This is a genomic window from Candidatus Gracilibacteria bacterium (genome assembly GCA_010119145.1).
Lineage (GTDB): Bacteria > Patescibacteriota > Gracilibacteria > BD1-5 > UBA6164 > JAACSU01.
This window is the reverse complement of sequence record JAACSU010000024.1, coordinates 1-2,795: the sequence shown is the minus strand read 5'-3', so window position 1 is coordinate 2,795 and position 2,795 is coordinate 1. Positions and strand designations below refer to the sequence as shown.

3 protein-coding genes are annotated in these 2,795 nt (G+C 31.9%); 2 read left to right on the top strand and 1 reads right to left on the bottom strand.

The window, feature by feature from the left end; translation table 25 throughout:
- On the top strand, positions 1-607 hold a 607-nt coding region (locus GW846_06455; GenBank protein NDK10386.1), incomplete at its 5' end, for a class I SAM-dependent methyltransferase.
- A 274-nt stretch (positions 608-881) separates the two neighbouring features.
- A complete protein-coding gene (locus GW846_06450; protein NDK10385.1) occupies positions 882-2,045 on the top strand; it encodes an IS4 family transposase in 1,164 nt (387 codons plus the stop codon).
- A gap of 116 nt (positions 2,046-2,161) precedes the next feature.
- Here the strand turns inward: GW846_06450 and GW846_06445 are convergent, their stop codons facing one another.
- On the bottom strand, positions 2,162-2,662 hold the full coding sequence (locus GW846_06445) for a hypothetical protein (protein NDK10384.1): 501 nt from the start codon (positions 2,660-2,662) through the stop codon (positions 2,162-2,164).
- Between the last annotated feature and the right edge of the window lie 133 nt (positions 2,663-2,795).

Below are 2,795 nucleotides of genomic sequence, written 5' to 3'. Positions count from 1 at the left end.
ATATAAAGTAATCGCAACTGATATCGTGCCAGAATATGTAGATACAATGCAAAAGACCATTAACAAGAAGAAATTAAAGAACATCACCACACAAGTAGTAGATGCAACCAATCTTTCAAAATTCAAAGAAAATGAATTTGATGCAGTATTAATATTTGGTCCTTACTATCATTTAAGGACACCTCAATTAAGAAAAAAATTACTACAAGAAGCAAAAAAAATTGTAAAAAAATCTGGATTTATAGCTCTTGCATACATCAATAGAAATACAACTCTAGCATATTATAGCAAATACAATATCTTTTTTTCAAAAAAAGAATACCAAGAACTTTTAAAAAGGGATTATAAAAAAACAAATTATGTTGATGCTTTTTTAAACATTAGTTTTTTCACTTCTCCAGAAGAAATTGAAAAAGAAATAAAAGAGGTTAAATTTCAAATAAAGAAGCATTATATCTGCGATTGATTATATGCGATACTAAAAGAATACATAGAAAAAGCAACAAAAGAAGAATTTGATGCCATTTTGGATTATCACATAAAAACATGTGAAATACCTTCTAATTTATGAGCAAGCCTACACAATACAGTAATAATTAAAAAATAATTTTTTAAGGAACGGCGACGCATCAGCAGAGCAGCAAAATCCTTACGTCAAAATCAAGTCCATTTTCAACTAATTATATCCGTTGATAAGCCCTATTATCACCACTACTGTCCGGGAAAAAATTCGAGAAAATATAGTAATATAGGTCAAGTACTTGTAAGTTTATAGAAAAATCTGAGCGGAGACTCAGATTTTTCCAAAAAGAGATTTTATCGGACAGCAAAAATCCTTATAAGCTTAAGATAGCGAAACCTTTAACCTATAAGGACACATCATGAATAGATTTCACGCCACAATTTTCAATCAATTATTGCAAATTATCCCAAACCATCGATTTGAGAGTGATTTCGGACAGCAGGAAGATAAGCGGTCTAAAAAGTTCTCTGTAAAACAGTTATTTACTATTTTGTTCTCAGCTCAAGTGATGTGAGCATCTTCCTTGAGAGAGATAAATACAACGCTAATAACTAAGCAGGAGCATCTTTATCATCTAGGAATCAATAGTATTGCCCGTTCTACCATCGCCGATAAAAATGCCGCGACTAATCATGATTTCTTCAAGAAGCTATTCCTTCTTGTTTTACAAGAATGCAAGAAATATTCTTTTGATACTCGTGAATTCTCATTTTCTAACGAGCTGTACAGTTTAGATTGATCAATTATTGATTTATGCCTAAGCCTTTATGACTGGGCAAAATATAGAAAAGCAAAGTGAGCTATTAGACTTCATGTATTGCTCAACAATAAGCAGTTCATACCAGAGCTTATTCGTGTAACCAATTGAAAATATCACGAGATAAGAATGGCGAATAAAATCAAGCGAAAAGAGTTTTCTCCTTGAAGTATTTTTTGTTTCGATAAATGATATTTTGATATTACATTATTCGCTTCAATCAACAAAAACAATCACTTCTTTGTAACGAGAATAAAGAAAAATACCTTATATGTAGTAAATGAGTCACAACCTGTAAACGAACAATGAGTAATGAAAGATGAGATTATTGATCTTGTAGGCGTAGAAGCCATTAAACAATATGATCCAAGTTTAAGACTAGTGACTTATTATGATAAGGAACATAATGTTATGTATGAATTTCTTACAAATAACTTTGATTTTTCAGCAAAAACCATCGCCGATATTTATAAATCTCGCCGACTTATAGAAATATTTTTCAAGTGGATAAAACAAAATTTGAAGATAAAATCATTCTTATGAACGTCAAAAAATGCAGTCATGAACCAAATTTGGATAGCATTAATATATTTTCTTATTATAAGTTTTTTGGCTTTCAAAACGAAAATGAAATCATCATTACTTGAATTATCTAGAGTAATCCCAGCAACTTTATGGGATAGAATTTCAATTGCGAATATTTTCTGAATAACGTATGAAAAGTTTATTTGTATCCATCCACCTAATCAAAAAACCCTATTCTAATTTTTCCCGGACAGTAGTGGTTTGGGGGGTAGAATTTCCTAATCATCTAAACATTCAATCGTCTATGTAGTCTTAAAGTTGACAAATAGGGACAAAAACCGTATACTATATGTACTTTACTTAGGAGTATATGCTCTATGGACAATATACAAACAAAAATCATAAACAGCTATAAAAAGGTATCCAGCTTCATGTTCCATTATCTTATTTTTTTCGTTGCGCTCATAGTCGCCGTAGTGATATTCCAAAGAGTGATTTCCCAATCCGCGACTATCAACGTCTTCCAGACCAATGATACGCTTATGATTCAGAAAGTAAAACTTATCGCAGAATTCAGCAAATTCCTTAAACAGAATATCAAAGATAACGACCTTACCATCCACATCCTTCAAGGCGATTTTCAGACAGAAGCATGATTTATCAAATCGGTGAATAATCTCATCAGCTACAAATGATTCGTAGTCCCGAGATACTTCTACATGTATAGAACTATTCCGGTCAAACAGATGAGCTATTTTTCCGGAAGCGCGTATGATACGAGCGAACTCGAAAATTTCGTGAATACATTCGTGTTCACCAAAAGGATTACTATCACCAAACCGTTCACTCGTGTACAATTGCCGTTATTTGAAACACTGATTGTCGACTTTAATCTTTCTTGCATATTCGAAAACAAATTCTCGCAAAGGACCTGCAATCATTATATCAGCGATTTTTTGGATAGTTTTTTCGTCTACAATATCTCATTGG